A 23,443-nucleotide genomic window follows, 5' to 3' on the forward strand; every position below is an offset into this window, starting at 1 on the left:
GGCATCGTTTTCTTGCATTCCTCCCCTGCACCTCCCGGCGCTACGGGAAGGAAGCATAGCGGCGCTACCAGGCCAGCGGGCTGCCGTCGTAGTTGAAGAAGCCGCCGTTGTGGGCGGGCTTGAGGGTGGCCAGCACGGTGCGCATGCCGGCCACGCTGGTGGCCACATCGATGTCGGCGTCGGCGCCGCCCATGTCGGTGCGCACCCAGCCCGGGTGCAGGCTGACGCAGATCGCGCGGCCCTGCAGGATCAGCGAGGCATCCTTGAGCACCGAGTTCACCGCCGCCTTGGAGGCCCGGTACAACCAGCCGCTGGAGTTCTGGCGCAGGCCCATGGAGCCCATGCGCGAGGAGATGATGGCCAGGCGTGCATCGGGCGCGAGCGCGTCCACCAGCTGCGGCAGCACACGCATGGGGCCCAGCACATTGGTGTGCATCACCGCATCGAAATCGCTCACCGTGGGCGTCTGCAGGCCGGCACTGCTGGGCCCGAAGATGCCGGCGCAGATCAGCACCTGATCAAAGGCCTGGCCGTCGATCTGCCAGGCCAGGCCGGAGGCGCTGGCGGTGTCGGCCACGTCCAGGCGCAAGGCCTGGGCGCCCAGCGCCGTGATGGCCGCCAGGCCTTCGTCGCTGCGCGCCGTGGCCACCACCTGCGCACCGGCGGCGCGCGCCTGGCGCACCCATTCAAGGCCTATGCCGCGCGAGGCGCCGATGATCAGGAGGGATGAGGACATTTGAGGTTTGCGAATGTTAGGGATGAACGGCCTGCAACGGCGGAACGCCGAAGGGCCAGGATGACATGAATCTTGCGGCCGACATGTCCCCGCAAATCCGCTTAGGCAACTGGCTGGAAGTCACTTTCGCCTCCAAGCCATCACGCCGCAGAGCATGAACATGCTGCCAACAAGCATGAACAAGATTGCAGGTCCTTTGACTCCAAGGCTTGTGTGCAAGCCCTCCATCAGCCACCCCCACTTGCCGGTAAATGGCGGCTCTGCGGGCTTTGTCCACTTGAACCAGGCCGAGATCAAGGAAGCGACGCCAATTGCCAGCCACACCGAGCCGCGCTCTCGTGCCATGAACGGCTTCCGCCAATGATCATGATCGGGTTGTCCGCGCCAAAGTTTCATGTGAGTTCCGTTGCCTGAGTTGCGTCGCGGGCAATGGCCACAGGCTGGCACATAGGTGAAGCCACAAGTCGACTATTCGTGTCATGTCACAGGGGCCTTGCTTCTAGGGCCAGAACCAGATGAACAACACCGCGGCAACCACAAGCAGGATTGTGCCTACTAAGCCCGCAAGCAACACGACCGCGGCGTTTCGGGCCAGCGTCAACCCTGACTCTCGATCTCCATGCCCACCAAGGTTTTTCATTTTCTCCGGGACATAACGCTTATGTGAAACGCGCCGCGCCCAGGGCCTGCAGAGGCAGCTGGCTGCCCGGTGTGCCGGGCAGGTTGAAGAGCGCGTAGACCAGCAAGATGCCGGCCAGCAGCGCGCCCAGCACGCGCGGCCCGGCGGCCCAGGCCGCCAGGCGCTGCGGCAAGGGCAGCAGGCTCAGATCAGTTCCACGCCCACGGCCGTCGCCTCGCCGCCGCCTATGCACAGTGCTGCCACGCCGCGCTTGAGGCCGCGGTGTTTGAGTGCGCCCAGCAGGGTGACGATGATGCGCGCGCCCGAGGCGCCGATCGGGTGGCCCAGGGCGCATGCGCCGCCGTTGACGTTGACGATCTCGTGCGGCAGCTTGAACTCGGCCATCGCCGCCATGGTGACGGCGGCAAAGGCCTCGTTGACTTCCCACAGATCCACGCTCTTGGCGTCCCAACCGTTCTTGGCCAGCAGCTTCTGGATCGCGCCCACCGGGGCGGTGGTGAACCATTCCGGCGCATTCGCATGCACGGCCGTGCCGACGATGCGTGCCACCGGCGCCAGGCCCAGCTTGGCGGCGGTGCTCGCGCGCATCAGCACCATGGCGGCGGCGCCGTCGGAGATGCTGGAGGATGTGGCGGCGGTGATGGTGCCGTCCTTCTTGAACGCGGGCTTGAGGCCGGCGATCTTGTCGAGCTTGGCCTTGAAGGGCTGCTCGTCCTTGTCGAACACGGTGTCACCGGCACGGCCAGCCACCGTCACCGGGGCGATTTCCCAAGTGAAGCTGCCGTCGGTGTTGGCGCGCTTGGCACGCTCGGTGGAGGCGATCGCGAAGGCGTCCTGCGCTTCACGGGTGAAGGAATACTTGGCCACGCATTGCTCGGCGAACACGCCCATGGCCTTGCCGCGCTCGTAAGCGTCTTCCAGGCCGTCCAGCGCCATATGGTCGTACATCTGAGCGGCACCGTACTTGATGCCCTTGCGCGCGAACATCAGGTGCGGCGCATTGGTCATGGATTCCATGCCGCCGGCGATCAAGATGTCGGCGCTCTCGGCCTTCAGCGTGTCGTGGGCAAACATGGTGGCGCGCATGCCGGCGCCGCACATCTTCGAGAGCGTCACCGCGCCCACCGATTGCGGCAGGCCGGCCTTGAGCACGGCCTGGCGTGCCGGGGCCTGGCCCTGGCCGGCCATCAGGCAGTTGCCGATGAAGGCCTCCTGGATGGCGTCGCCGGGCACGCCGGCGCGTTCGACCGCGGCCTTGATGGCCACGGCGGCGAGCTCCCAGGCCTGCAGGCCGGAGAAATCACCCAGCAGGCCACCGATGGGCGTGCGGGCGGCGGAGACGATGACGATGGAGTCTGACATGGAAGTTCTCCTACAAAAAAGACTTGCTACTTACTGGATCGGCAGTTCGCGATGCTCGGGCTCGGCCAGCACCGGTGCTGCTGCCTTGCCATGCCTGGCATAGAAGCGCTTGTGCGCCTCATAGGGGAAGACGTCGTGCACATGGCCGGCCAGGATGCGCTGCTTGTGGCCCTGCCAGAACTCGGCGTCGAGAAGATCGGCGTGATGGCGCAGAAACACCTCGCGCACGCCCGGATGGCCCAAGAGAAAGGGGCCGAAGGTTTCAGGGAAGACGTCGCGCGGCCCGACCGCGTACCAGACCTCGCCCGACATCTCGTCCTCCTCGTTGCGCGCGGCGGGCACCTTGCGGAAGTTGCAGTCGGTGAGGTATTCGATCTCGTCGTAGTCGTAGAACACGACCTTGCCGTGGCGCGTCACGCCGAAGTTCTTCCACAGCATGTCGCCGGGGAAGATGTTGGCCGCCACCAGGTCCTTGATCGCATTGCCGTATTCGATCACCGCGTGCTCGAGCTGCTGCGGTGTGGCTTCCTGGATGTAGATATTGAGCGGCACCATGCGGCGCTCGATGTAGACATGCTTGATGATCAGATCGTCGCCCTGCTCCTCCAGCAGGCTGGGGCAGAAGGTCTTCAACTCCTTGATCAGCTCTTCCTCGAAGCGGTAGCGCGGGAAGGCGACGTTGCTGTACTCCAGCGTGTCGGCCATGCGGCCCACGCGGTCGTGCTGCTTCACCAAGAGGTACTTGCTCTGGATCAGCTCCCGCGTGGTGTTGTCCTTTTGCGCCGGGAAGAAGTCCTTGATGAGCTTGAAGACGAAGGGGTAGCTGGGCAGGTCGAACACCAGCATCACCATGCCCTTGATGCCGGGCGCGATGCGGAACTTGTCGGATGAATGGCGCAGGTGGTAGAGGAAGTCCCGGTAGAACAGGTTCTTGCCGTGCTTTTGCAGGCCAATGGCGCTGTAGAGCTCGGCGCGCGGCTTCCTGGGCATCATCGAGCGCAGGAACTGCACGTAGGCACTGGGCACCTCCATGTCCACCATAAAGTAGGCACGCGCAAAGCTGAACACCATCAGCAACTCGTCCTCGCCGAACAGCGCCGCGTCAATACCGAGATAGCCACGCTCGTTGTGCAGGATGGGCAAGGCAAACGGCGTCTCGCTGAAGCCGTTGATGATCTTGCCCACGAGGTAGGCACCCTTGTTGCGATAGAACAGGGACGAAAGCACCTGGATCTGGAAATTGGTGCGCCAGCGGAACAGGCCCAGTTCGCGCTGCATCGCGCTCAGCACATGCTCGACATCGCGGTCCAGGTCCTCGAACTCGCGTTCGAGCTGGAAGTTGTTGACGATGCGCACCATGGTCTCGTGCAGGGTCTCGCGCGTCGGGTAGTAGCAGCGGTAGGTGGGCTTGGCGGCGGGCTCGTCGTTCTCGATGTATTCGGTCGAGACGGCCGGCCGCACAAAGATGAAATCGTTGTGGAAGTAGCTGTGGTGCAGGATGCGCGTGCACACCGAGTTGAAAAAGGTCTCGGCCAGCTCGGGCTGGTGGTGGTTGGTCAAGAGGCCGATGTAGTGCAGCTTGACCTGCTGCCAGACCTCCATCGGCAACTCGCTGGCCTGGAAGCGCTGCTCCAGCAGCGCGATGCCCTCGTCCACGCGCTTGTCGTAGAACTCGATACGCAAGGCCTGCGCGCGTTGCTGGCCTTGCCAGTCGCCGCGCTCGAAGCGCTGTTTGGCCTCGGCCGTGGTGGCGCGGAACAGGCGGTAATGGCGATTGAAACCACCGAGCATGGCCTCGGCGATCTCGAAGGCGCGCGCGTCGGTGAGCTTCTGGGGGAACATCGCGCAGGGCTCCGTAGCGGCTGGATCAGGCTGCCGAGCTTAGCCTGGCGCCTTCGTAGCGGGCCTTGACGGCGCTCAAGGCTTTCTGGAAGGCCGCGGCCAACTGGTCGGCGGCGCCCACCGTGAGCGCCAAGTCCTCCAGCAGGCCGTTGTGCAGGCCATAGACCCAGCCATGGACGACGACCTCCTGGCCGCGCGCCCAGGCGTCCTGCACCACCGTGGTCTGGCAGGCGTTGCGCGCCTGCTCCAGCACATTGAGCTCGCACAAGGCGTTGACGCGCTGATCGGCGTCTAGGCTGTCCAGCCACTCGTGATGGTGATTGCGCACGTCCTGCACATGGCGCAGCCAGTTGTCCACCAGGCCGGTGCGCATGTCCAGCAGCGCCGCCTTTACGCCGCCGCAATTGGAATGGCCGACGACAATGATGTGCTTGACCTTGAGCGCGTCCACCGCGAACTGCATCACCGAGAGGCAGTTGAGGTCCGAATGAACCACCACGTTGGCGACATTGCGATGCACGAACAGCTCGCCCGGCAGCAGGTTCACCAGCTCATTCGCCGGCACGCGGCTGTCGGCGCAGCCTATCCACAGGTATTGCGGCGTCTGCTGCTTGAGCAGGCGCGAGAAGAACCCGGGCTCGCGCGCCTCGGTCTCGGCGGCCCATTGCTTGTTGCTGTCCAGCAGTTCTTGAAGTTCGGTGCTCATGGCTTGATTGTCATGGGATCGAATGACGCCGTGCTTGCGCCATCGCGATAGGCCGCCCACACCACCCGGTCAATCAGCCGGCCGGCCTTGAAGGCGCTCTGCGGCCAGTGCGCCTCGAGCGCATAGCCGGCGCTGCGCGCTACCGCCTGCGAAGTCTCGTTCCAGGCAAAGATGGGTGCGTAGATGCGGCTCAGCTCGGTCCGCTCGGCCCAGGCCCAGCTCGTGGCCATGCGCAAGGCCTCGCCCGTGATGCCGCGGCGCCAGAACGCCTGCCCGATCCAGTAGCCGATCTCGGCATTGCAGCGTAGCCAGCCTGCCTCTGGCCTGATACCCACGCAGCCAATCACGGCGCCCTCATGCTCTATGCCCCAGACCCAGCCGCCGGCGCGCCAGCCTTCCGAGCACCAGGCCTGGGCATCGGCAAGTGTGTAGGGATACGGGAAGCCGTCAAAGAGATTGCGCCAGACGGCCAGATCGTCGGCATGGCGCTGCAGTGCGGGCGCGTCACTCGCCTGCAGTGCGCGCAGCACACAGCGCTCACCCTCCAGTCTTGGCGGCTGCAGCAAGGCATCCGTCATGCAGCGCTCCAGGCCTGCAACTGCGGCAGCGAAACAGCGATGCCACCGCAGACCTCGACCAAGGGTCTCTTGAAGCCTGCCAGCGCCGCCTCATGCACGCTCAGCGCCGCCAGGGCCGCACCGCAGGCGGGCTCCACCATCACGCGCATCGCATCGGCAAAGCGCGCGCAGGCTTGCGTGGCCTGGGCATCGCTGACGGTGAGGCTTAGGGTGGGGTGGCTTTGCGCCAGATACAGGGCCTGGTCGGCCACGCGGCGCGCCCCCAGCGAGGTAGCGATCGAAGTGATGGCCGGCAAGGTGACGGCATGGCCGGCCTGCAGGCTTTGACTGAGGCTGTCGGCCCCCAGGGTCTCCACCGCGATGACCGGCACGCCATGCAGGCCGTGGCGCTGCAGGCCCTGCACGATGCCGCAGAACAGGCCGCCGCCGCCCACCGCGGTGATGACGGCGTCGAACTCCAGCCCCTCGGCCAGCACCTCGTCGATCAGGCTGGCATGTCCCTCCCACAACAAGGGGTGGTCGAAGGGGTGCACATAACGCGCACCGCGCTCGGCCGCCAGCGCCTGGGCAAAGGCATTGGCCTCGTCAAACACCGCACCATGGCGCAGCACCGTGGCGCCGCGCGCGGCAATCTTCTCGGCCACTGCGGCGCTGCTGGTTTCCGGCAGCACGATGGTGACGTCCAGACCTAATGCCACAGCCGCATGGGCGGCGGCAAAACCGGCATTGCCGCCTGAGGCGCAGACGATTTCGCGCGCGCCGTCCGCCGCCGCCTGTTGCACCAGCCGCCCCACGCCGCGTAGCTTGAAACTGCCGCTGGGTTGCAGGGCGTCCATCTTCAGCCACACCTCGGCCTGCGGAAACAGGCCTGGCGCGGCGCGCAGCAAGGGCGTGTTGAGGTGCAGCGCTTTCACGACTTACATCGTCTCGGCAAAGAGTTCACGGCCAATCAGCATGCGGCGAATTTCGCTGGTGCCCGCCCCGATTTCATACAGCTTGGCGTCGCGCCAGAGGCGGCCCAGCGGGTACTCGTTGATATAGCCGTTGCCGCCAAAAATCTGCACGCCCTCGCCGGCCATCCAGGTGGCTTTTTCGGCGGTCCAGAGAATCACCGAGGCGCAGTCCTTGCGCACCTGGCGCACATGCTCGCTGCCCAGCAGGTCGAGGTTCTTGGCCACCGTGTAGGCAAAGCTGCGGCCGGCCTGCAGCACGGTGTACATATCCGCCACCTTGCCCTGGATGAGCTGGAACTCGCCGATGCTCTGGCCAAACTGCTTGCGGTCGTGGATATAGGGAACGACGTTGTCCATCACGCTTTGCATGATGCCCAGCGGGCCGCCGGTGAGCACGGCACGCTCATAGTCCAGGCCCGACATCAGCACCTTGGCGCCGCCGTTCAGCGTGCCCAGCACGTTCTCGGCCGGCACCTCGACGTTCTGGAACACCAGCTCGCCGGTGTGCGAGCCGCGCATGCCCAGCTTGTCGAGCTTCTGTGCGATCGAGAACCCCTTCATACCCTTCTCGATCAGGAAGGCCGTGACACCGCGCGCGCCCAGCTCAGGCTCGGTCTTGGCATAGACCACCAGGGTGTCGGCGTCGGGGCCGTTGGTGATCCACATCTTGTTGCCGTTGAGCAGGTAGTAGCCGCCCTTGTCTTCGGCCTTGAGCTTCATGCTGATGACGTCGGAGCCGGCGCCCGGCTCGCTCATCGCCAGCGCGCCCACATGCTCGCCGCTGATCAGCTTGGGCAGGTACTTGGCCTTCTGCGCCGCATTGCCGTTGCGATTGATCTGGTTGACGCAGAGGTTGCTGTGCGCGCCATAGCTCAGGCCCACCGAGGCCGAGGCGCGGCTGATCTCCTCCATCGCCACCATATGCGCCAGATAGCCCATGTTCGCGCCGCCATACTCCTCGGGCACGGTCACGCCCAGAATGCCCAGCTCGCCCATCTTGCGCCACAGGTCCATGGGGAATTGGTCGCTGTGGTCGATCTCGGCGGCGCGCGGTGCGATCTCGGCTTGCGCGAAGGCATACACGGCATCGCGCAGGGCGTCGATGTCTTCACCGAGTTGGAAGTTCAGGCCGGGCAGGTTCATTGCTTGTCTCCTAGGATCTTGCAGAAATCAATGGTAGGGGCCATCGCGGCCCAGCACCGTCGTCGCGGGATGGCGCGGCCCGCCTTGCGTTGACTTACGTTTACGTAAACGTCAATTGTAATCACGCCCCCGCAGCCGCAGGCAAGAGGCGTTTTACCAGGGGGTGGGCCACTTTTTTCTCGGTATCTATGGCGTAGAACTGCTCCTGCACTCCCTCGCAAGGTCCCACCCGCTCCAGCGCGTAGCGCGCGGTGAGCTTGTCATGCACCAGCTCGGCGGCCGGAAACACCCCCATGCCGCCGGCGCCGAAGGTGGCCAACAGGGCGCTGTCCTCGAATTCGCCCGCGACCTGGGGCTGCAGCCCCAGGCGATCAAACCAGGCGTCCAGCCGCGCGCGCAGCGCCGCGTGGGCGGTGGGCAACAGCACCGGCAGGCGCGCCAGCGAGGCCGGAAAGTCCAGCCTGGCGGCCTCGGCCAGCTCCCGCGGCGCATACCAGGCCACCGGCGAATGGCCCATGGCATGGCTGTAGACCTTCAGGCTCTTGTGCGGCGGCGCCGGTCTGTCCGCCAGCACAACATCCAGGCGGTGCAGGGCCAGTTCGGCCAGCAGGTTCTCGAAACGGTCTTCCAGGCACAGCAGGCGCAGCTGCGGCTCGCTGCTCACGGGCAAGAGCAGGCGACGCACCGCCAGCTTGGGCAGGCCGTTGGAAATGCCCACCGCCAGCCGCATGCGCGGCACGCTCACCGCATCGCGCACCACCATGGGCAGTTGCTCGCCGAGCTGGAAGATCAGCTCGGCCTGCTGCAAGGCGGCCTGGCCGGCTTCGGTGAGCGCGAGCCCGCGCCCGGCGGGCTTGAGCAGGCTGGCGCCCAGGGCTTTTTCGAGTTCACGCACCTGGGTGCTGACGGTTTGCACCGCCATGCCCAGCCGTTCGGCGGCCTTGCTCACCCCGCCCTCCTTGGCCACCACCCAGAAGTAGTAGAGGTGGCGGTAGCTGAAATGCAGGCTCATTTCTGTTTTGCAGAAGTAACGTTAATCAATTCTCTGCTTTTTCAAGCGAATCAGCGCACCTACGCTTCGCCCTGTCCCTTCATTCCTCCCCCCTCACCGGAGCCACACCATGCGCAGCTACCCGACCAACAGCCCCCAAGCCGCCGCCCGCCTGGTGGCCCTGACCATGCTGGCCGATGGCCATGTCAGCCGGGTGGAGGCCCAGACGCTGGAGCGCCTGGGCCTGCCGCAGGCCCTGGGCCTGAGCGTCGGCGCGCTCAGCGAGGTACTGCAGGGCCTGTGCGAAGACCTGCTCAGCTGCGCCCAGGGCCATTGGGACCGCCCCGCGGTGGATGCCGCGCTGGTCAGCGCCCTGCTGGCCGAGATCACCGACCCCGGCCTGCGCGCCCAGGTGCTACAGGCCTGCGTGGCGGTGGCCCAGGCCGACGAACTGCTGGCCGATGGCGAATGCCTGGTGCTGGCACAAGCCCTCGCACAATGGCGCGTCGGCGTGCCCAATCAGCGTGCCCGCGAGTTGAGCCGCCATGTCTGAGTTCATGCCCGCTCTTGCCGACCTCATGGCCAGCCCGCTGCTGGGCCAGGCCCTCTGGCTCTGGCTGGTGTTTGCCGGCACCGTGGCGACCCTGCTGGCGCTGGACCTGGGCGTGCTGCACCGGTCCGACCGCGAAATCGGCATCCGCGAAAGCCTCTGGCTGTCCGGCGGCTATATCAGCGTGGCCCTGCTGTTCGGCGCCTGGCTGTGGTGGCAGCTGGGCCCACAAAGCGGCGTCGAGTACTTCACCGGCTTCGTGATCGAGAAGTCGCTGTCCATCGACAATGTGTTCGTGATCGCGCTGATCTTCGGCTACTTTGCCGTGCCCAGGCAGTACCAGCACCGCGTGCTGTTCTGGGGCATCCTGGGCGTGATCGTGCTGCGCGCCATCATGATTGGGCTGGGCTCGGCCCTGGTGTCCGAGTTCAGCTGGCTGCTCTACCTGTTTGGCGCCTTCCTGGTGCTCACCGGCCTGAAGATGCTCTGGATGAGCGCCGACGGCAGCCACACCGACCTCGCCAACAACCCCCTGCTGCGCCTGCTGCGGCGGGTCATGCGCGTCACGCCCGAGCTGCACGGCCATGCCTTCTTCGTGCGCCGCCCGGCCACCCCGGGCGGGCCCAAGCTGCTCTGGGCGACCCCGCTGTTCCTGGCCCTGTGCATGGTGGAGTTTGCCGACCTGGTGTTTGCGGTGGACTCGGTGCCGGCGATCTTCGCCATCACCACCGACCCCTTCATCGTCTACACCAGCAATATCTTCGCCATCCTGGGCCTGCGCGCCCTGTACTTCGCGCTTTCGGCCATGATCCACCGCTTCAAGTACCTCAAATATGCGCTCGCACTGGTGCTGGTCTTCATAGGCTCCAAGATCTTCCTGGTGGGCATCGTGGGCAAGTTCCCCCCGCTGCTGAGCCTTTGCATCACGGCCCTCCTGATCGCGGGGGGCGTGCTGGTCTCGCTCTGGAAGACCCGGCAGCCCCCGCTGGCAGGCTTGGAGCGGGGCTGAGCGGCAGCGAAACCCTCGTATTGATTTTTCTCAAATGAGAACGCTTCGCATTTAGGTAGACTCCGGGCATTCCTGTTCACAGCCCGGAGCTCCCCATGTCCCGTTTCATCCGCGCCAGCGCCGCCCTTGGCCTGGCCGCCGCCCTCACCTTCGGCGCCCTGCCCGCCAGCGCCCTTGAATTCCCCATCGGCGCACCACAGAACCGGCACGGCATGGAGATCGGCGCGGTCTACCTGCAGGCGGTGGACATGGAGCCCGAGGGCCATATGCGTCGCGCGGCCGACTCGGACATCCATCTCGAAGCCGACATCCATGCCCTGTCCGGCAATGTGAACGGTTTCCCGGAGGGCAGCTGGATTCCCTTTCTGCACATCACCTTCGAGCTGGTGAAGGTGGGCGGCAAGGACGAACCGATACGCGGCCACATGATGCCCATGGTGGCCAGCGACGGCCCGCACTATGGCGACAACGTCAAGCTGCAGGGCCCCGGCCGCTACCGGGTCAAGTACACGGTCTACCCGCCGGCCGCCAAGGAAAATCCCATGGGCCAGCATTTCGGTCGCCACACCGACCGCGCCACCGGCGTGCGCCCCTGGTTCAAGCCCTTCGAGCTGGAGTGGGAGTTCACCTACGCCGGCATCGGCAAGAAAGGCGGCTACTGATGCGTGTGCGCAGCTCTGTGCTGGCCGCCGCGGCGGCCCTGGCGGCCGCACTGCCGGCCCATGCCGCGCTCGATGAGCGCCAGCTGCTGGACGCGCTGGCGCGGCTGACGGCGCGCGTCGAGGCGCTGGAAAAGCGCAATACCGAACTGGAGCAGGCGCTGGACAGCGAGCGCCTGAGCGAGCGCGAACCCGAGATGGCCACCCGGGTCAAGGCCCTGGAAGCCCAGGCGCAGGCCTTGCAAAAGCCGGCCGCCCGCATGGAGGCGCTGGCGGGCGTCAGCGTCAGCGCCAGCCTGAGCGCGGTGATGCAGACGCTGCCGGCGCGCTTTAGCGCCAGCGAGGCGCACGAGACCCGCCTCAACTACCGCGGCGACGTGCAAGTGAGCGTGCCCGCGGGCGAATGGGCCGACATCAGCGGCAAGGCCTTCGCCCATCTGCGCTTCGGCCAGGGCAGCGGTGTCGGCCTGCGCCCCAGCTACACGAGCACGCCCAACACGCTGGCCTTCCAGACCGGTGAGGACGCCGACGCCTCCTTTGCCATCCTGGCCCAGGCCGGCTTCCAGCTTGAGCTGCCTTTGCCGCGCGAGCGCGCCACCCAGACGGCAACGAGCCGCCTGCGCCTGACGCTGGGCAAGCTCGACCCCTTCGTCTATTTCGATGCCAACGGCCTGGCCGACGACGAGTCCGCCAAATTCCTCAACAACGCCTTCGTGCACAACCCGCTGCTGGATTCGGGCGGCGATGTGCGCGCCGACCGCTTCGGCTTTGCGCCGGGCGCGGTGCTGCAATGGCTGGACGACAGCGACAAGGCCGCCGGCTGGACCGCCTCGCTGGGCCTGTTCGCCAGCGGCAGCGGCGCCAACTTCAGCGCCAAGCCAAGCAAGCCGCTGGCGATCGCCCAGCTCGAGACCCGCCGACGCTTCAACTACCTGCCGGGCAGCTACCGGGTCTACGCCTGGACGCAAGGCCAGGGCCAGGGCTTTGACGGCCAGATGCAGCGCCATCGCGGCCTGGGCCTGTCCCTGGACCAGCAGGTGGGCGACGACCTCAGCCTGTTTGCGCGCTGGGGCCACCAGAGCGCCGGGCAGCAGCGTTTCGACCGCGCGCTGGTGGCCGGCCTGGAGTGGCGCGGCAACGCCTGGCGCCGCGGCGCCGACGCGGTCGGGCTGGCACTGGGCCGCCTGCGCACCGCCCCCGGCTTTGCCGCTGCCTCGGCCACGCTGGACGCCGACGGCGATGGCCGACCCGACTGGGGCTACGCCGCCAGCGGCAGCGAGCAGCTCGCCGAGCTCTACTACCGCTGGCAGATCGGCCCGAAGCTGGAGCTGACGCCCGACCTGCAATGGCTGCGCCGCCTGGGCGGCGATGCCGCGGTACGCGGCGGCTGGGTGCTGGGCCTGCGCGCCAGGTTGTCGCTGTGATTGCCCGCCGTGCCCTGCTGCTCGGCCTGCTGGCCGGCACCGCCACTGCCGCCCTGGCCGCCGCCGAGCCCCTGCCCAGCTTCAGCGTCGAGGTGCGCGACGGCGTGTTCAGCCCCAAGCGCCTGGAGATCCCGGCCGGGCGGCGCGTCAAGATCGAGCTCATCAACCACGGCCCTGGCCCGCTCGAGTTCGAGAACGACGAGATGCACATCGAGAAGGTGCTGGCCGCGGGCGCGCGCTCCTTCCTGGTGCTGCCGGCGCTGGCGCCGGGGCGCTATGAATTCGTCGACGAGTTCAACCCGGTGAGCGGGGTACTAGAAGTGCTGGTGCGCTGATGCACATCGCCCCCATCATCTTGCACCGCCCGGCGCAAGGCTGGCGTGCCCGCCTGGCGCGCCTGGGAGATGCCCTGGCGCGCCACCGCGGCCGGCTGCAGGCCCTGCAATGGGGCGTGGTGGCCGTCTATGCGCTGCTGTTGGTGCTGCCGGCCTGTCTGCCGCTGCCGCAGACCGGCCAGACCCTGTTCAACAACCTCACGCTGGCCGCGCAATTCGTGTTCTGGGGTATGTGGTGGCCGGGGGTGATCCTCGCCACCCTGCTGTTCGGCCGCGTCTGGTGCGGCCTGCTCTGCCCCGAGGGCATGCTGTCGGAGCTGGCCAGCCGCCATGGCCGCGGCGCTGCGATCCCGCGCTGGCTGCGCTGGCGCGGTTGGCCGGTGCTGGCCTTCGTCGCCACCACCGTCTACGGGCAGCTGATCAGCGTCTACGAGTATCCGAAGGCGGCCCTGCTGGTGCTGGGTGGCTCCACCGTCGCCGCCGTGGCGGTGGGCCTGCTATGGGGGCGCGGCAAGCGGGTCTGGTGCCGCTACCTCTGCCCCGTGTCTGGCGTGTTTGCGCTGCTGGCGCGCCTGAGCCCGCTGCATTACCGTGTGGACCGCCAGGCCTGGGACGCCTATCCGCAGCGCGCCAGCGCGGTGGACTGCGCGCCGCTGCTGAGCGTCAAGCAGCTCAATAGCGCCTCGCAATGCCATGCCTGCGGGCGCTGCAGCGGGCATCGCGACGCCGTGACCCTCAGCGCGCGCTCGCCCGAGGCCGAGATCGTGCACAGCACGCCGCGCGAGGCCGGCCGCTCCGAGGCCCTGCTGCTGGTATGGGGCCTGCTGGGCGTGGCGGTGGCGGCCTTCCAATGGTCGGCCAGCCCCTGGTTCGTGGCATGGCGTCAGGCCCTGGCCGGCTGGGCCGCCGAGCGCGAGCTCTGGGCCCTGCTGGACAACAACGCCCCCTGGTGGCTGCTGACCCATTACCCCGAGGCGGGCGACAGCTTCATCTGGCTGGACGGGCTGCTGATCCCGGCCTATATCGCGGCCGTCACGCTGCTGCTGGGTGGCTGCCTGCAGGCCGCACTGTGGGCGGCGGCACGTCTGACGCGCCAGGCCTGGCCGGTGCTGGCGCTGGCCCTGGTGCCGCTGGGCGCCGCCTGCCTGCTGGCCGGCCTGAGCATGCTGACGCAGACCCAGCTGCGCGCGGAAGGCCTGCTGTTCCCGCTCGCCGACTCGCTGCGCCTGCTGGCGCTGGGCGCGGCGGCGCTGTGGTCGCTACGCCTGCTGGGCCGGCAGCTTACGTTGGCCGGCCAGCGCGGCTGGCGCCTTGCCGGCGCCCTCGCCCTGGTGGCGCTGGGGCTGGCGCCGGTGCTGGCGGCCTGGACGCTGCAGCTGCGCCACTGGTGAGCGTCAGAGAAAGCGTTCGAGCAGCTTCTTGGAGTGGCGGTCCAGCGCAAAGCGGTCCTGCACCATGAATTGCAGGCCGTGGCTGGTGGTGATCAGGAGCCGGCCCTCGCCGAGGCGGCGGATGTCTTCCTCGGTCTTGAGGATGAAGCTGGCCTCGCCGCGGTCGGTTTCCACCGTCCAGAGGCTGGGGGTGGAGAAGGTCGAGACCTTTTTCAGCCGCGTCACCATGGGGGTGAATTCGCGCGCGGCGAATTCGCTCTCCAGCAGTTCGCGCTCGGCCGCGGGCAGGGCCGAGAGGCGGTCTATCCAGGCCAGCTCATGGCCGTCCGGCCCGACCAGGGAGACGCCCTCGTCGGGTGCCGAGATCGGGTGCGCACGCACCGGGTTCACGCCCACGTGCTCGATGCCCTCGGCGTCGGTGAGCACCAGGCGCCCAAAGCTGTTGCGGGCAAGCTGTCGGTAAGGGGTCGTCATGCTCATGCGGCCTCCGCGGTATGGGCGCTCGGGTTGGGCAGCTTGATGGCCTCGGGCTCGCCCTCGTCCATGCGGCGCGCCTGGGCCTCGTAGAGGCGCCAATAGGCACCCTTTTTCTCCATCAGCTCGTCGTGCGGGCCCACTTCCACCACCTGGCCGCGGTCCATCACCACCAGGCGATCGGCCTTGCGCAGCGTCGAGAGGCGGTGCGCGATGGCGATGGTGGTGCGGCCCTGCACCAGATTGTCCAGCGCCTTCTGGATCTCCTTCTCGGTCTCGGTGTCCACCGAGGAGGTGGCCTCGTCGAGGATCAGCAGGCGCGGGTTGATCAGCAGCGCGCGCGCGATCGAGATGCGCTGGCGCTCACCGCCCGAGAGGCCCTGGCCGCGCTCGCCCACCAGCGAGTCGTAACCCTGCGGCAGGCGCAGGATGAACTCATGCGCATGGGCGGCGCGCGCCGCGGCCACGATCTCCTCGCGCGTGGCCTCGGGCTTGCCGTAGGCGATGTTCTCGGCAATCGTGCCGAAGAACAGGAAGGGCTCCTGCAGCACCAGACCGATGTGCTGGCGGTAGTCGGCCACGCCGATGCGGCGCAGGTCCACGCCGTCGACCTTGATGGAACCCTCGGTGACGTCGTAGAAGCGGCAGATCAGGTTCACCAGCGTGCTCTTGCCCGAGCCGCTGTGGCCCACCAGGCCAATCATCTCGCCGGGCTGGATGTCCAGGCTGAGGCCGCGGATGACGGCGCGGTTGCCGTAGCGGAAGCCGATGTCCTGCATCTGGATGCCGCCCTTCACCTTGTCCAGCTTGGTGGGGTTGACCGGCTCGGGCACATTCGATTGATGGTCCAGGATGTCGAAGATGCGCTTGGCACCGGCGGCGGCCTTTTGCGTCACCGAGACGATGCGGCTCATCGAATCCATGCGGCCGTAGAAGCGGCCGATATAGGCCAGGAAGGAGGTCAGCACGCCGACCGTGATGTCCTGCTTGGAGACCAGATAGATGCCGAAGGCCCAGACCACCAGCAGGCCCATTTCGGTGAGCAGCGAGACGGTGGGACCGAACAGGCTCCAGGTCTTGTTGAGCCGGTCGTTGACCTGCAGATTGTTCTGGTTGGCGTCCTTGAAGCGCTTGGCCTCGCGCCGTTCCTGGGCAAAGGCCTTGACCACGCGGATGCCGGGAATGGTGTCGGCCAGCACGCTGGTGACCTCGCCCCAGACCCGGTCGATCTTCTCGAAACCGGTGCGCAGGCGGTCGCGCACCAGGTGGATCATCCAGGCGATGAAGGGCAGCGGCACCAGGGTGGCGAGCGCCAGCCAGTGGTTGATCGAGAACAGAATGATGGCCGTCATCGCCAGCATCAGCACATCGGTGATGAAGTCCAACGCATGCAGCGAGAGGAACACGCTGATGCGGTCGGTCTCGGAGCCGATGCGCGACATCAGGTCGCCGGTGCGCTTGTTGCTGAAGTACTCCAGCGAGAGGCTCAGCAGATGCTCGAAGGTGTTGGTGCGCAGGTCGGCGGCGATGCGCTCGGACACCAGGGCCAGGATATAGGTCTTGGCCCAGCCCAGCAGCCAGGACACCAGGCCCGCGCCCAGCAGGCCGCTGAGGTAGAAGGCCACCAGCCAGGGCTCGATCTTGTGGCCCTGCTGGAAGGGGATCAGCACCTCGTCCATCAGCGGCCGGTACAGATAGGGGCCGACCAGGGTGGCGCCGGTGGCGCCCAGCATCAGTAAAAAGCCCAGCAAGAGCTGACCCTGGTAGGGCCGGGCGAAGCGCCACAGGCGCAGCAGCACCCAGGTCGAGGGCGGCGTGTGCAGCTCGCGCGCGCAGGTGGGGCATTCCTCGTTGTCGGGCGGCGGCGGCAAGGGGGCATGGCAGCTGGGGCAGAGCTCCGGCTCCTCGGTCTGGGCGCGCTGCGGCTCATCTCGCCGCTCGAAAGCCTCCTGCCAGCGCTGCGCCTGCAAATTGATCTGCAAGGTGAAGCGCCACTGGGCCAGGCGTTGCGTTTGATCCACAAGTTCCAGGCAACCGACCCCGGCATGGTCCGAAATCTTCATCGCCAGGCCGGCGTGCAGCGCCCATTCGGACCATCGCCGCGTGCCAGCATCCCAGGCCAGCAGGCGTTTGTTGGTGAGTACCAACAAGCTGCGCGCAAAGCGCAGCTGCGCGTCCAGGTCAACCTCCAGCGGGGCTACAACGTTCTCGTCTCTCGTGAGACGCGCCTGCAAGGTAGCCAATTCCGGATGCTGGTCCGGCGCGCCGTCGGGATGGTGATGCTGCATTTTGTGTTGTGCCAAATCGCCCCAAGAGGGCCGGTTCGCTGCGTGAGATCGGCGATTTTCGCCCAGAAGCGGGTCTTGCCACCGCAGCAGGCACCCATGCGGGAACTCACCCCCGGTTGAGCGCACAATTGCGCCTTGAATTTTTCCCCCAGCCCACGCTTGTACCAGGCCCCTCCCCCATGAGCAGACACGACGACATCAAGCTTTTGCGCGTCAACTATTTGCGCGGTCCCAATATGTGGACCTACCGCCCGGTCCTCGAAGTCTGGCTGGATCTGGGCCGGCTGGAGGACTTCCCGTCCAATCTGCTGCCGGGTTTCAACGATCGCCTCACGCACCAGCTGCCGGCCCTGATCGAACACCATTGCGGCGTGGGCGAGCGCGGCGGCTTCATGCAGCGCCTCAGCGAGGGCACCTGGATGGGCCATGTGCTGGAGCATGTGGTGATCGAGTTGCTCAACCTCTCGGGCATGCCCACCGGCTTCGGCCAGACCCGCAGCACCTCCACCACCGGCGTCTACCGCATGGTGTTCCGCGCCCGCGACGAGCAGGTGGCGCGCGCCGCCCTGGCCGAGGGCCATGCGCTGCTGATGGCCGCCATCAACGCCGAGGCCTTTGACGTCAGCGCCGCCGTCGCCCGGGTGCGCGACAAGGTCGACGACTGCTACCTCGGCCCCAGCACCGCGGCCATCGTCGCCGCGGCCACCGATCGCCGCATCCCGCATATCCGCCTGAACGACGGCAATCTGGTGCAGCTGGGCCATGGCGCGCGCCAGCGCCGCATCTGGACGGCCGAGACCGACATGACCAGCGCGATCGCCGAAGGCATTGCGCGTGACAAGGACCTCACCAAGAGCCTGCTCAAGTCGGTGGGCGTGCCGGTGCCCGAGGGCCAGGCGGTGAAGAATGCCGACGAGGCCTGGGAAGTGGCGCAGGACCTGGGCCTGCCGGTGGTGGTGAAGCCCTCCGACGGCAACCATGGCCGCGGCGTCACGCTGGACCTGAAGCGCGAGGCCGATGTGCGCGCCGCCTTCGAGCTGGCCGAGCGCAACGGCTCCGAGGTGCTGGTGGAGCGCAACATCCCCGGCAACGAGCACCGCCTGCTGGTGGTGGGCGGCCAAGTGGTGGCCGCCGCACGCGGCGACGAGGCCTGGATCACCGGCGACGGCAAGCACAATGTTGTGCAACTGGTGGATCAGCAGATCAACACCGACCCGCGCCGTGGCCTCACCGAAGACTTCCCGCTGAACCGCATCGACGTGCCCGAGGATGCCGTCATCCTGCTCGACCTGCAGCGGCAAGACCTGACCCCCGAGGCCGTGCCCGCGGCCGGCCAGCGCGTGCTGATCCAGCGCAACGGCAACGTGGCGATCGACTGCACGCACCAGGTTCATCCCGAGGTGGCGCATGTGGTCTCGCTGGCGGCGCGCACCATAGGCCTGGACATCGCCGGCATCGACCTGGTGAGCGAAGACATTGCCAAGCCGCTGTCGGAAACCGGCGGCGCCATCGTCGAGGTGAACGCCGGCCCCGGCCTCTTGATGCACCTGAAGCCCGCCGAGGGCATGCCCCAGCCGGTCGGCCAGGCCATCATCGACCATCTCTTCGCCGAGGACGAGAACGGCCGCATCCCCATCGTCGGCGTGACCGCCTCCGCGGGCGGCCAGCACATCAGCCGTCTGGTGGCCTGGCTCTTGCACCTGAATGGCCGCCATGTGGGCCTGGCCTGCAACGACGGCCTCTTCCTCGGCACGCGCCGGGTCGAGAAAAAGCCCAGCGCGCGCTGGGATGCCGCACACCGCCTGCTGATGAACCGCGGCGTCGATGCCGTGGTGGTGCAGAACAGCGCCGCCACCATCCTCACCGACGGCCTGGCCTATGACCGCTGCCAGGTCGGCGTGGTGACCGACACCGCCGCGCTGGGCCAGCTGGACGAGCATGACATCCGCACCCACGACCAGCTCTTCAAGGTGCTGCGCACCCAGGTCGACGTGGTGCTGTCCGACGGCGCCGCGGTGCTGAATGCCGCCGACCCGCAGCTGGTCGAGATGGCCGAGCTGTGCGACGGCGAGGTGCTGTTCTACGCGCTCGACAGCGCAGCCCTGGCCGCGCACCGCGACAAGGGCGGCCGTGCGGTATTCCTGCAGGGCGGCGCCGCGGTGCTGGCGCAGGGTGCCTCCGAAACCTCGGGCGCCAATATCGAGGCCCTGATGAAGCGCTTCGCCGCCGCCGGCCAGACCACCGATGCGGCCACCCTGCTGGCCGCGGTGGCCACCGCCTGGGCCCTCAACATTTCCCCCGAACTGATCTCGGCCGGCCTGGACACCTTCGTGCCCGAACTCGCCCAATAAGCAACCCACATCCAAGACCGAGCACCATGGAAGTCACTCGCACCCGAGCCCTGCGTGGCCCCAATATGTGGAGCCGTCACACCGCCATCGAGGCGGTGGTGATGTGCACGCCCGCCGAACGCTCCATCGCCGACATGGCGGGCTTCGAAGCCCGTCTGCGCGCCCTCTTCCCCAGCATCGGTGCCTTGCGCCCCGCCAGCGCGCAAAAGACAGCCATCTCCCTGGCCCATGTGCTGGAGCAGGCCACCCTGGCCCTGCAGGCCCAGGCCGGCTGCCCGGTGACCTTCAGCCACACCCATGTGACCTCCGAAGAGGGCAGCTACCAGGTGGTGGTCGAGTACAGCGAAGAGGACGTGGGCCGCCTGGCCTTTGAAGAGGCGGTGCGCCTGGTCAGCGCCGCCATGGATGGCGGCACGTTTGACAGCGAGGCCGTGCTGACCAAGCTGCGCGAGCTGGACGAGGACGTGCGCCTGGGCCCCTCCACCGGCTCCATCGTCGATGCCGCGGTGAAGCGCGGCGTGCCCTTCCGCCGCCTCACCCAGGGCAGCCTGGTGCAGTTCGGCTGGGGCGCCAAGCAGCGCCGCATCTGGGCCGCCGAGGTCGACGCCACCAGCGCGGTGAGCGAATCGATTGCGCAAGACAAGGACCTCTCCAAGCGCCTGCTGCAATCGGCCGGCGTGCCGGTGCCCATCGGTGCGCCGGTGGATTCGCCCGACGAGGCCTGGGCGGTGGCCCAGGACATCGGCCTGCCGGTGGTGGTGAAGCCGGTGGACGGCAACCAGGGCAAGGGCGTGACCGTCAACGTGACGACGCGCCAGCAACTGGACGAGGCCTACAAGGCCGCCGACGAGATCGGCCAGGTGATGGTGGAGAAATTCCTGCCCGGCAGCGACTACCGCCTCTTGGTGATCGGCGACAAGCTCATCGCCGCCGCGCGCCGCGACCCCCCGCATGTGATCGGCGATGGTGTGCACACCGTCAAGCAGCTGGTCGACAAGGTCAATGCCGACCCCAAGCGCGGCGACGGCCATGCCACCTCGCTCACCAAGATCCGCTTCGACGACATCGCCGTGGCGCGCCTCACCCAGCAAGACCTGAGCCCCGAGTCGGTGCCCGAGAAGGGCCGGCGCGTGGTGCTGCGCAACAACGCCAACCTCTCCACCGGCGGCACCGCCACCGATGTGACGGACGATGTGCACCCGGATGTGGCGGCGCGCGCCGTGGCCGCCGCCCAGGTGGTGGGCCTGCATGTCTGCGGCGTGGACGTGGTGGCCGAGAGCGTGCTGCGCCCGCTCGAAGAACAGAGCGGCGGCATCGTCGAGGTGAACGCCGCGCCGGGCCTGCGCATGCATCTCTCGCCCAGCTATGGCAAGGGCCGCAATGTCGGCGAGGCCATCATCAGCCACCTCTACGGCCATGGCCAGAAGAGCGAGGACGGCCGCATCCCAGTGGTGGCCGTCACCGGCACGAATGGCAAGACCACCACCTCGCGCCTGATCGCCCATCTGTTCGCCACCATGGGCCTGCGCGTGGGCATGACGAATACCGACGGCGTCTATGTGGACGGCCGCCAGATCGACAGCGGCGATTGCTCGGGCCCCAAGAGCGCGCGCAATGTGCTGATGCACCCGGACGTGGAAGCGGCCGTGTTCGAGACCGCGCGCGGCGGTGTGCTGCGTGAGGGCCTGGGTTTTGATCGCTGCCAGGTGGCGGTGGTCACCAACCTCGGCGAGGGCGACCACCTGGGCATGAACTTCCTCAACACCGTGGAAGAGCTGGCCCTGGTGAAGCGCGTGATCGTGCAGAACGTGGCGCCCAGCGGCTATGCGGTGCTGAATGCCGCTGACCCGGTGGTGGCCAATATGGCCAGCGTCTGCCCGGGCCAGATCATCTATTTCGCCGCCGACCGCCACCACCCGCTGATGGCCACGCACCGCGCCCAGGGCAAGCGCTGCGTCTATGTGGACGGCGACCAGTTGGTGGCCGCGCAGGGCTCCTGGCGCGAAAGCATCCCGCTGCGCGACATTCCCATCACCCGCCACGGCACCATAGGCTTCCAGGTCGAGAACGCGATGGCCTCGGTGGCGGCGGCCTGGGGCGTGGGCCTGGACTGGGACACCATACGCCGCGGCGTCGGCAGCTTTGCCAACGATGCCGACAACGCGCCCGGCCGCTTCAATGTGATGGACTACCGCGGCGCCACCGTGATCGCCGACTACGGTCACAACGGCGACGCCATGCGCGCCCTGGTGGCCGCGGTGCAGGCCATGCCGGCCAGCAAGCGCTCGGTGGTGATCTCGGGCGCCGGCGATCGCCGCGACGAGGACATCCGCATCCAGACCCAGATCCTCGGCGAGGCCTTCGACGAGGTGCTGCTGTTCCAGGACGCCTGCCAGCGCGGCCGCGAGGACGGCGAGGTGCTGGCGCTCTTGCGCCAGGGCCTGGAGGGCGCCAAGCGCACCAGCCGCATCGACGAGATCCGCGGCGAGTTCCTCGCCATCGACACCGCGCTGGAGCGCCTGCAGCCCGGCGACCTCTGTCTGGTGCTGGTGGATCAGGTGGAAGAGGCGCTGGCGCATCTGGCGCAGCGCATCAGCGCGGGCTAGGCTCGCGGCGGCGCAAACGCCTCCGGGTAGCGCCGCCCGTACCAGCCCTGCGCGTCCGCATGGTCCATGCGCAGGAAGGGCGCCAGGCCCGGCACCAGCAGCAGCAACAAGCCGCTGAAGCCAAAGCCCAGGGCCAGCAGCAGATAGACGCTGGCCACCGCCCAATGCTGCAGCAGCAGGCCGGCCAGCAGCGGTGCCAGGGCCGCGGCCACCTGGGCCAGGGCCAGCTGCCCGGCCGCCATGCGCGCGCGAAACGCCTCGGGTATGGCCAGCGTGCGGTGCGTCTGGCCCACCAGCTGGGTGACCGACATGCCCAGGCCGATCGCCGCAAACAAGAGCAGCAGGCCCGGCGCCCAGTCGACCAGGCCTATGCCCGCCACGGCCAAGCCGCACAGGGCCAGCGCGGCGGCCATCGCACGCACCCGATCGAGCCGCGCCATCAGCAGGTCAGCCAGGCCCGCCACGCCCAGCAACAGCCCAAGCGACAGCGCCGCCGTGCAGGCGCCGAACCAGAGCGCCGAGAGACCCAATGCCTGCACCCGCAGCGGCAGCAGCATGCCAATGGCGGGCAGCAGAAACACCATCATCAGCGCCCCGGTGAGCGTCCACCAGCGGTCCAGCGGCACGCCCCATTTGGCACGCAGGCCGGCGCGCAGATCAGCCAGCCAGGCAGCATGCGGCGCGGGCGCCGACGCATGGCTGGGCTCTGCCAGGCACCAGCCGGCCAGGGCCGCGATGGCGAACATCGCCAGGTTCAGGCCCAGGGCCAGGCGCATATCCCCCAAGGCCAGGGCGGCGCCGGCCAGGCTTGGGCCCAGCAGGCCACCCAGGGCCTGCGCGCCACGGCGCAGGCGTATCGCCGCGGGCAGCTCGGCGGCCGGCACCAGCTCCGCCAGGATGCTGGCCTGGGCCGGCAGCAGCGCGGCATTGGCCACGATGGAGAGCAGGCTGCAGGCGCACAGCAGGGCCAGGCTGTAGACAGCGCTGCAGGCCAGCAGCCACAGCGCCAGCGCATCCAGCAGCAGCAAGAGCTTGCCCAGGCGTATCAGCCGGCGCTTGGGCCAGCGGTCGCCCAGGGGCGAAAGCAGGGGCATGGCCAGCAGGCTGCAAGCCGCCATCAAGGCGCCATAACGGCTCAGATCCGCCGCACCGCCGCGCTGCGCAATCCACCAGCTCAGCGCCAGCTGCCCCACCGCGTTGGCCAGCAGGTGAAACATCTCGCTCAACATCAACAAGCGCACCGGCATGGCGCAGGCCTGCACACGCCCCCAGAACTGCAGCATCGGTGTTCACTCCTTCGTGTAGTTGGAAGCGGCGCAGTCTAGGAAGCGCGGGCGGCGCGGAACAGAGTCAGGCACCACATGCCGTGATCGATACAGACGCCGAAGCGACCGAAGCCGGCACG

General features: G+C 67.7%; 21 protein-coding genes. 9 read left to right on the forward strand and 12 right to left on the reverse strand.

Annotation, left to right across the window (positions count from 1 at the left end; all coding sequences use genetic code 11):
• Positions 1 to 64 precede the first annotated feature (64 nt).
• On the reverse strand, positions 65 to 736 hold the full coding sequence (locus WG898_RS01340; RefSeq protein WP_339600982.1) for an SDR family oxidoreductase: 672 nt from the start codon (positions 734 to 736) through the stop codon (positions 65 to 67).
• Between the two features lie 175 nt (positions 737 to 911).
• Between WG898_RS01340 and WG898_RS01345 the strand changes: the two genes are divergently transcribed.
• A complete protein-coding gene (locus WG898_RS01345; RefSeq protein ID WP_339600983.1) occupies positions 912 to 1,100 on the forward strand; it encodes a hypothetical protein in 189 nt (62 codons plus the stop codon).
• 295 nt (positions 1,101 to 1,395) lie between these two features.
• Here the strand turns inward: WG898_RS01345 and WG898_RS01350 are convergent, their stop codons facing one another.
• The 8 genes from WG898_RS01350 to WG898_RS01385 form a co-directional block, all read right to left on the reverse strand.
• Positions 1,396 to 1,548, reverse strand: coding sequence for a hypothetical protein (locus WG898_RS01350; RefSeq protein WP_339600984.1), 153 nt, complete (start codon positions 1,546 to 1,548; stop codon positions 1,396 to 1,398).
• A gap of 11 nt (positions 1,549 to 1,559) precedes the next feature.
• Complete coding sequence (locus WG898_RS01355; protein ID WP_339600985.1) at positions 1,560 to 2,738, reverse strand: acetyl-CoA C-acyltransferase; 1,179 nt, start codon at positions 2,736 to 2,738, stop codon at positions 1,560 to 1,562.
• 30 nt (positions 2,739 to 2,768) lie between these two features.
• Positions 2,769 to 4,580, reverse strand: a complete 1,812-nt coding sequence (gene aceK / locus WG898_RS01360) for a bifunctional isocitrate dehydrogenase kinase/phosphatase (RefSeq protein ID WP_339600986.1) — start codon at positions 4,578 to 4,580, stop codon at positions 2,769 to 2,771.
• 25 nt (positions 4,581 to 4,605) lie between these two features.
• Positions 4,606 to 5,286 (reverse strand): carbonate dehydratase, encoded by a 681-nt coding sequence (gene can / locus WG898_RS01365; RefSeq protein WP_339600987.1) that lies wholly within the window; start codon positions 5,284 to 5,286, stop codon positions 4,606 to 4,608.
• Positions 5,283 to 5,864: a GNAT family N-acetyltransferase gene (locus WG898_RS01370; protein WP_339600988.1), complete on the reverse strand. Its 582-nt coding sequence runs from the start codon at positions 5,862 to 5,864 to the stop codon at positions 5,283 to 5,285. The genes can and WG898_RS01370 overlap by 4 nt, the downstream gene beginning before the upstream one ends.
• Complete coding sequence (locus WG898_RS01375; RefSeq protein ID WP_339600989.1) at positions 5,861 to 6,778, reverse strand: pyridoxal-phosphate dependent enzyme; 918 nt, start codon at positions 6,776 to 6,778, stop codon at positions 5,861 to 5,863. Before WG898_RS01375 ends, WG898_RS01370 begins: the two co-directional genes overlap by 4 nt.
• Positions 6,779 to 6,781: 3 nt before the next feature.
• Positions 6,782 to 7,960: an isovaleryl-CoA dehydrogenase gene (locus WG898_RS01380; RefSeq protein ID WP_339600990.1), complete on the reverse strand. Its 1,179-nt coding sequence runs from the start codon at positions 7,958 to 7,960 to the stop codon at positions 6,782 to 6,784.
• A gap of 121 nt (positions 7,961 to 8,081) precedes the next feature.
• Positions 8,082 to 8,972 carry a LysR family transcriptional regulator gene (locus WG898_RS01385; RefSeq protein ID WP_339600991.1) on the reverse strand — a complete coding sequence of 297 codons (891 nt, stop codon included), beginning with the start codon at positions 8,970 to 8,972 and terminating at the stop codon, positions 8,082 to 8,084.
• 109 nt (positions 8,973 to 9,081) lie between these two features.
• On the opposite strand from WG898_RS01385, the gene WG898_RS01390 reads away from it, so the two are divergent.
• The 6 genes from WG898_RS01390 to WG898_RS01415 all read left to right on the forward strand — a co-directional run bounded on the left by WG898_RS01390 (position 9,082) and on the right by WG898_RS01415 (position 14,319).
• Positions 9,082 to 9,504, forward strand: coding sequence for a TerB family tellurite resistance protein (locus WG898_RS01390; protein WP_339600992.1), 423 nt, complete (start codon positions 9,082 to 9,084; stop codon positions 9,502 to 9,504).
• A 4-nt stretch (positions 9,505 to 9,508) separates the two neighbouring features.
• Positions 9,509 to 10,510: a TerC family protein gene (locus tag WG898_RS01395; RefSeq protein WP_339601601.1), complete on the forward strand. Its 1,002-nt coding sequence runs from the start codon at positions 9,509 to 9,511 to the stop codon at positions 10,508 to 10,510.
• A gap of 95 nt (positions 10,511 to 10,605) precedes the next feature.
• Positions 10,606 to 11,172, forward strand: a complete 567-nt coding sequence (locus WG898_RS01400) for an iron transporter (RefSeq protein ID WP_339600993.1) — start codon at positions 10,606 to 10,608, stop codon at positions 11,170 to 11,172.
• The gene (locus WG898_RS01405; RefSeq protein WP_339600994.1) at positions 11,172 to 12,593 is read left to right on the forward strand and encodes a carbohydrate porin; all 1,422 of its coding nucleotides are present in this window, start codon (positions 11,172 to 11,174) and stop codon (positions 12,591 to 12,593) included. Before WG898_RS01400 ends, WG898_RS01405 begins: the two co-directional genes overlap by 1 nt.
• Positions 12,590 to 12,928 carry a cupredoxin domain-containing protein gene (locus WG898_RS01410; protein ID WP_339600995.1) on the forward strand — a complete coding sequence of 113 codons (339 nt, stop codon included), beginning with the start codon at positions 12,590 to 12,592 and terminating at the stop codon, positions 12,926 to 12,928. The genes WG898_RS01405 and WG898_RS01410 overlap by 4 nt, the downstream gene beginning before the upstream one ends.
• A complete protein-coding gene (locus WG898_RS01415) occupies positions 12,928 to 14,319 on the forward strand; it encodes a 4Fe-4S binding protein (protein ID WP_339600996.1) in 1,392 nt (463 codons plus the stop codon). The genes WG898_RS01410 and WG898_RS01415 overlap by 1 nt, the downstream gene beginning before the upstream one ends.
• Positions 14,320 to 14,322: 3 nt before the next feature.
• Here WG898_RS01415 and WG898_RS01420 read toward each other — a convergent pair whose 3' ends face one another.
• Both WG898_RS01420 and WG898_RS01425 read right to left on the reverse strand, forming a co-directional pair.
• Complete coding sequence (locus tag WG898_RS01420) at positions 14,323 to 14,799, reverse strand: cyanophycin metabolism-associated DUF1854 family protein (protein ID WP_339600997.1); 477 nt, start codon at positions 14,797 to 14,799, stop codon at positions 14,323 to 14,325.
• Entirely contained in the window at positions 14,796 to 17,081 is a 2,286-nt protein-coding gene (locus WG898_RS01425) for a cyanophycin metabolism-associated ABC transporter (protein ID WP_339600998.1), read from the reverse strand. The genes WG898_RS01420 and WG898_RS01425 overlap by 4 nt, the downstream gene beginning before the upstream one ends.
• Before the next feature lie 179 nt (positions 17,082 to 17,260).
• On the opposite strand from WG898_RS01425, the gene WG898_RS01430 reads away from it, so the two are divergent.
• Together WG898_RS01430 and cphA are read left to right on the forward strand one after the other, a co-directional pair.
• Positions 17,261 to 19,432 carry a cyanophycin synthetase gene (locus WG898_RS01430; protein ID WP_339600999.1) on the forward strand — a complete coding sequence of 724 codons (2,172 nt, stop codon included), beginning with the start codon at positions 17,261 to 17,263 and terminating at the stop codon, positions 19,430 to 19,432.
• 26 nt (positions 19,433 to 19,458) lie between these two features.
• Entirely contained in the window at positions 19,459 to 22,038 is a 2,580-nt protein-coding gene (gene cphA, locus WG898_RS01435) for a cyanophycin synthetase (RefSeq protein WP_339601000.1), read from the forward strand.
• On the opposite strand, the gene WG898_RS01440 is transcribed toward cphA, so the two are convergent.
• Positions 22,035 to 23,321: an MFS transporter gene (locus WG898_RS01440; RefSeq protein ID WP_339601001.1), complete on the reverse strand. Its 1,287-nt coding sequence runs from the start codon at positions 23,319 to 23,321 to the stop codon at positions 22,035 to 22,037. The two genes, cphA and WG898_RS01440, sit on opposite strands and share 4 nt — an antisense overlap.
• Positions 23,322 to 23,443: the final 122 nt, after the last annotated feature.

The organism is Paucibacter soli, assembly GCF_037482845.1.
GTDB lineage: Bacteria > Pseudomonadota > Gammaproteobacteria > Burkholderiales > Burkholderiaceae_C > Paucibacter_B > Paucibacter_B soli.

What these genes read in the sequence shown, in the direction of transcription:
- WG898_RS01420 (WP_339600997.1), bottom strand. Translation starts at nt 14,799, where the DNA reads ATGAGCATGACGACCCCTTACCGACAGCTTGCCCGCAACAGCTTTGGG.
- WG898_RS01425 (WP_339600998.1), bottom strand. Translation starts at nt 17,081, where the DNA reads ATGCAGCATCACCATCCCGACGGCGCGCCGGACCAGCATCCGGAATTG.
- WG898_RS01440 (WP_339601001.1), bottom strand. Translation starts at nt 23,321, where the DNA reads ATGCTGCAGTTCTGGGGGCGTGTGCAGGCCTGCGCCATGCCGGTGCGC.
- WG898_RS01390 (WP_339600992.1), top strand. Translation starts at nt 9,082, where the DNA reads ATGCGCAGCTACCCGACCAACAGCCCCCAAGCCGCCGCCCGCCTGGTG.
- WG898_RS01345 (WP_339600983.1), top strand. Translation starts at nt 912, where the DNA reads ATGAACAAGATTGCAGGTCCTTTGACTCCAAGGCTTGTGTGCAAGCCC.
- WG898_RS01370 (WP_339600988.1), bottom strand. Translation starts at nt 5,864, where the DNA reads ATGACGGATGCCTTGCTGCAGCCGCCAAGACTGGAGGGTGAGCGCTGT.
- WG898_RS01415 (WP_339600996.1), top strand. Translation starts at nt 12,928, where the DNA reads ATGCACATCGCCCCCATCATCTTGCACCGCCCGGCGCAAGGCTGGCGT.
- WG898_RS01340 (WP_339600982.1), bottom strand. Translation starts at nt 736, where the DNA reads ATGTCCTCATCCCTCCTGATCATCGGCGCCTCGCGCGGCATAGGCCTT.
- can (WP_339600987.1), bottom strand. Translation starts at nt 5,286, where the DNA reads ATGAGCACCGAACTTCAAGAACTGCTGGACAGCAACAAGCAATGGGCC.
- WG898_RS01380 (WP_339600990.1), bottom strand. Translation starts at nt 7,960, where the DNA reads ATGAACCTGCCCGGCCTGAACTTCCAACTCGGTGAAGACATCGACGCC.
- aceK (WP_339600986.1), bottom strand. Translation starts at nt 4,580, where the DNA reads ATGTTCCCCCAGAAGCTCACCGACGCGCGCGCCTTCGAGATCGCCGAG.
- WG898_RS01355 (WP_339600985.1), bottom strand. Translation starts at nt 2,738, where the DNA reads ATGTCAGACTCCATCGTCATCGTCTCCGCCGCCCGCACGCCCATCGGT.
- cphA (WP_339601000.1), top strand. Translation starts at nt 19,459, where the DNA reads ATGGAAGTCACTCGCACCCGAGCCCTGCGTGGCCCCAATATGTGGAGC.
- WG898_RS01430 (WP_339600999.1), top strand. Translation starts at nt 17,261, where the DNA reads ATGAGCAGACACGACGACATCAAGCTTTTGCGCGTCAACTATTTGCGC.
- WG898_RS01385 (WP_339600991.1), bottom strand. Translation starts at nt 8,972, where the DNA reads ATGAGCCTGCATTTCAGCTACCGCCACCTCTACTACTTCTGGGTGGTG.
- WG898_RS01405 (WP_339600994.1), top strand. Translation starts at nt 11,172, where the DNA reads ATGCGTGTGCGCAGCTCTGTGCTGGCCGCCGCGGCGGCCCTGGCGGCC.
- WG898_RS01400 (WP_339600993.1), top strand. Translation starts at nt 10,606, where the DNA reads ATGTCCCGTTTCATCCGCGCCAGCGCCGCCCTTGGCCTGGCCGCCGCC.
- WG898_RS01395 (WP_339601601.1), top strand. Translation starts at nt 9,509, where the DNA reads ATGCCCGCTCTTGCCGACCTCATGGCCAGCCCGCTGCTGGGCCAGGCC.